This window comes from Protofrankia sp. Cj3 (assembly GCF_917627355.1).
In the GTDB taxonomy this organism is placed as follows: Bacteria; Actinomycetota; Actinomycetes; order Frankiales; family Frankiaceae; genus Protofrankia.
Genome location: NZ_CAKJTR010000183.1, coordinates 1 through 4,210 on the forward strand (window position 1 = coordinate 1; position 4,210 = coordinate 4,210).

At 70.8% G+C, this 4,210-nt stretch carries 4 protein-coding genes and 2 pseudogenes; 5 read left to right on the forward strand and 1 reads right to left on the reverse strand.

Features of this window, described 5'->3' with window-relative positions:
* The 5 genes and pseudogenes from MJ783_RS19230 to MJ783_RS19250 all read left to right on the forward strand — a co-directional run.
* A pseudogene (locus MJ783_RS19230) lies at window positions 1-587 on the forward strand (radical SAM protein); the annotation flags it as partial.
* Entirely contained in the window at window positions 580-1,308 is a 729-nt protein-coding gene (locus tag MJ783_RS19235) for a hypothetical protein (RefSeq protein ID WP_239312301.1), read from the forward strand. The pseudogene MJ783_RS19230 and the gene MJ783_RS19235, both read left to right, overlap by 8 nt.
* Before the next feature lie 100 nt (window positions 1,309-1,408).
* A complete protein-coding gene (locus tag MJ783_RS19240; RefSeq protein WP_239312303.1) occupies window positions 1,409-2,023 on the forward strand; it encodes an AAA family ATPase in 615 nt (204 codons plus the stop codon).
* Between the two features lie 26 nt (window positions 2,024-2,049).
* Window positions 2,050-2,490 carry an NUDIX domain-containing protein gene (locus MJ783_RS19245; protein WP_239312305.1) on the forward strand — a complete coding sequence of 147 codons (441 nt, stop codon included), beginning with the start codon at window positions 2,050-2,052 and terminating at the stop codon, window positions 2,488-2,490.
* Window positions 2,491-2,555: 65 nt separating this feature from the next.
* Window positions 2,556-3,275, forward strand: a pseudogene (locus tag MJ783_RS19250) (endonuclease/exonuclease/phosphatase family protein); the annotation flags it as partial.
* Between the two features lie 219 nt (window positions 3,276-3,494).
* On the opposite strand, the gene MJ783_RS19255 reads toward MJ783_RS19250, so the two are convergent.
* On the reverse strand, window positions 3,495-4,088 hold the full coding sequence (locus MJ783_RS19255) for a 2'-5' RNA ligase family protein (RefSeq protein ID WP_239312315.1): 594 nt from the start codon (window positions 4,086-4,088) through the stop codon (window positions 3,495-3,497).
* Between the last annotated feature and the right edge of the window lie 122 nt (window positions 4,089-4,210).

Here is a 4,210-nt window from a genome sequence, read left to right on the forward strand (position 1 = left end):
GGCTGGAAGGGCCGCGGGCGACGACGAACCGGGTCCGCGGCGACTACGACGCGGTGATGGCCGGGATACGGGTGTTCCAGGACGCCGGGCTGCCGTTGTCCCTGTCGGCGGTGGTCTACCGCTCGACGCTGGCCGCGTTGCCGTTCACCTACCAGATCGCCGATCTGCTGGATGCTGGAAAGCTCAAGCTGATCCTGCCGCTGAAGAAGGGCAACGCGCTCGACCTCGCCGACCACGAGTTCATCAGCCTCGACGAAGCCATGCTGATGTTCGACCGGCTGGCCGAGCTGCGGACGGTGCACGACTGGCGGCCGGCACTGCGGCTGACGGCCTGGACCCCGGACACCGAAGGCCACATGATCGTTATCGGTCCGTCGGGGCAGGCCAGTGCCTGGCCGGTCTACGACGCCCCCGACCTGCTCGAACCGCTGGGCAACCTGCTCGACGAGCCGATCGCGGCGATCTGGGCGCGGTACCGATACCAGCGCAACCACTACGCCAAATACCTGGGACGCTCGATCCGCGCTCTCACCCGCGCCGAGCGACCGCCGTCCGGGCGTCCTTTGCTGCGGATCAGCCATGCGTGAGGCGACGAACCTGGGCTGGGCGGACACGCCGTTCGGCGCCGCCCGGCGTCCCTTCGCCGAGCGGATGTCGCTACTGGCCGCCTTCACCGTCGTCGGCGACGAGGGAGCTCCGCCGGCTGCCGCGGCGGCTGTCTACCTGCGCCTGCCGCGACGTCCGATGACGGTCACCGACACGACGCTGCGGTTCGGCTTCCACGCCGTCGCCATCGATGACCCGAGCGAGATCCCGGCCGTCGTCGCATTGGTCGACGCGCAGCTTGTCCAGGCCCGGCGCCGGGCCGCGATCCTCGCCGGGCACCGCCTGGCCGACGAGCTCGCCAGCCTTGCCGCAGCGGCCGGCGGACGGCCCCTACGAGGGATCACCGCTGTCGCCGCCTGCTGGCGGGCCAACGACACCGAACGCGGCGTCGCCCGCCTTCTGGACACCGCGCACGGGCCGCACCCCGCCGCGCTGCCGGCCGTCTGTGCCGGCCACCAACTCACGGGCCTGTCGCCCGATCCCGACCGGCCGGGCCCACACCCAGGCCGGACCGGGCCCGTAGGACCCGCTCCGGTGCCGGACCTACTCAGGCACACGATGATCCGAGCGCTGGCGATCGCCCTGATCGCCGCGAGAACAAGCGGCCACTACCAGTGGCACAACGACCTGCACCTCGGCGACATCATCGAGGCCGAAGCGTGGGACCAGATCACCACCGCCCCGACCGTGACAGCCCCATGACCTCGACGCGCGCGGCAGCCCATCCGATACAGCCCTCGTCCCCGCAAGCTATCCACGCCCGTCGCGATGACCGCCGACTCGTCGAGGAAGGACCTCGCTGATGTTGCGCAACTGCCTCGTCGTCGCGGTGGAAGGCACCCACGCCTCCGGAAAGACCACCCTCACCCATGCGCTCGCCGCCTACTACCGGGAACGGGGTGTGCACGTCGCCTGCGTCCCCGAACCAGCACGCAACAGCCCGTTCATCGAAGAGATCGTCGTGCACGGCCGCGGCGAGTTCGACGTGGAGACCGAGGTCGACCTGTTCGCCGCCCAGCTCTCCAGCCAGCTGCGCACCGCCCGCCAACACACGATGATCATCGCGGACAAGACGATCGCGAACGTCCTTGCCTACGCCTGGCTGGTCCTGCCCGGCGGCCCCGACGGACCCCACGGCCCTGTCCTGCGGGCGATGGAGACCTTCTGCCGGGCCTGGTCACACGTCTATGACGCGGTGTTCTACTGCTGCGACAAGTTCGACCAGCACCAGCCCGGCGACCCCTACCGCTCCAAGGTCCTCGACATCCAGCCGGCCGCCGACCGGGTCGTACGCAGCATCTGCGCCACCGTGGGACAGCGAATCTACGACATCCCGCCGAACATGTCCACCGGCCAGCGGGTCGGCTGGATCGCCGAGCAGCTCGCCGCCCTCGGCCTCGACCCGACCACCCGCTGACCTGCGTCCCTGGGAGACTGCCCACCATGGCGTATACCAGTGTCATCGACGTCATACTTCTGCTCGTCCGGGACGACACCGTTCTGCTGGCTTTGCGGTCTGGTACCGGTTTTGCGGACAATTGGTGGAATTGTCCGTCAGGGAAGCTGGAAGATGGCGAGGACGTCGCCGCCGCGATCTGTCGCGAGGCTCGCGAGGAGATCGGCCTTCACCTGGACCGCGGGGCGCTGTCGCTTGCCTCGACGGTGCACTTCCTCAACGAGCACGGCGAGGGTCGGCTTGGGCTGTTCTTCCACGCGCAGTCGTGGGAGGGCGAGCCGGTCAACGCCGAGCCGCACAAGTGCGCCCGCCTCGGCTGGTTCCCGCTCGACGCTCTGCCCGACAACACCTACCCCTACACGCGGATAGGCGTCGAGCTGTACCGAAAGCGGCAGAACTTCGCCGTCTCCGGATGGGCACCTGCCTGACACCAGCTCCAGCAGGACCTCGACGCCGCCGGAGAGGTCTTCCTCGACGAAACGGCGCCGCCCGCATGAACCCGCAGCAGTCCCTGTTCCCGAGCCCGCCCCCGCCGGCCGCTCCCGCGTCCACCACCGAGCTGCGGCTGGTCACGTTCAACGCCCAGCACGCCGCACCCGACCGGGCTTGCCGCCAGGCCGCCTGGCTCGGCCAGCAACCCGACGCAGACGTTGTTGTGCTCACCGAGGTCGGCCACGGGCCCGGTGGCCACGCGCTCCTCGACGCACTCGGCCACCACGGCTACACCCACATCCACGCCCCGCGGCCGGACCTGCCCGACTACAGCACGGTCATCGCCTCCCGCCACGCGCCCCTCAAACCCGTGCCCGCTGGCATCGACCTCCTTGCCCACCGCGCGCACGCCGTCGACCTGCGGATCGGTGGACAGCGGCTGCGCCTGGTCGGCCTCTACGTCCCGTCCCGCGGGCCGGCCGAACGCCGCAACGAGAACAAACGCGCCTTCCAACACGCCGTCACCCGCGCCCTACCCGGCGTCCTTGCCGGCTTCGGCGGGCCGGTCGTGGTCACCGGCGACCTCAACGTCGTCGAACCCGGCCACGTCCCGCACTACCCGGTCTTCGGCCGCTGGGAATACGACTTCTACCGCTCCTTCACCCACGCCGGCCTCACCGACGCCTACCGCACCCTGCACCCCGACGCCCCCGGCCACAGCTGGTACGGCCGCGGCGGCAACGGCTACCGCTTCGACCACACCTTCCTCACCGCCAACCGGCTCGACCTGACCCGGTGCGACTACGTCCACGCCCCCCGCCACCACGGCCTCAGCGACCATGCGGCGATGCTCCTCGCCGCCGTCGTTCCTCCCCGGTCGGACCCGCCCAGCTGGCCCTCGCCCGGCCCTGAGCCGCCGGCGGCCAGCGGCCTGCCCCCGGAAGGATCGAGCGCCCCTGTTGCATCCCCGCGCCTGACCCCGGCGACCAGACGTGACGTGCTAGGCGCTCAGCGGGACGACAGCCACGGTGTCCCACCGGTAGGTCCGGCCTTCCCGGTACAGCCGCACCAGCCGAAGATCTACCACGGAGACCTCGGCTGGGGGCAGGTCACGCAGACCCGCGACCCGACGGATGATCGGCTCCGCAGGCGTGTCACGGTTGCAGTAGGCGATGCCGACATGCGGACGAAAACGCCGCGTGACGGCAGGCAGGCCACAGGCGGCGGACACCTCGTCCACGGCGTCCCGCAATCTGACCAGCGGCTCCCAGGGGGTGACGGTGAAGCGGACCGCGCCGCTCGATCCGGCCAGCGGTCCGACCCGCAGCCCGAACGCCGGCAGGTCACGGCACCGGTCCGCGACTCGGCGGGTGACCGTGGTGAGGGTGGCGGGGTCGATCTCGTCGGTGAACGCGAGCCGGCGCACGGTGAGGTGCAGCCCGTCGGCGGGCACCGGGTCGAGACAGTCGAGGTCGCGCAGCTGCTGCTGGCAGGTCGCGGCGAGGTCGCGCAGCGCGGCGCTGTCGAACGTCAGGAACCAGTGGAAGCTGCGACGGCCCGGGGTCCAGCCGGGCCGGTCCCAGTGGTCGGTCATCAAGGGCAGGACCCGGAAGCGTTCCCAGTCGTCGTGGACCGGGTCGTGCTCGCTCACCGCGGCGCGTCGTGGGTCAGTGCCTGGGACACCTGGGCCAGTTCGGCGACGGCGGGCAGGGTCCG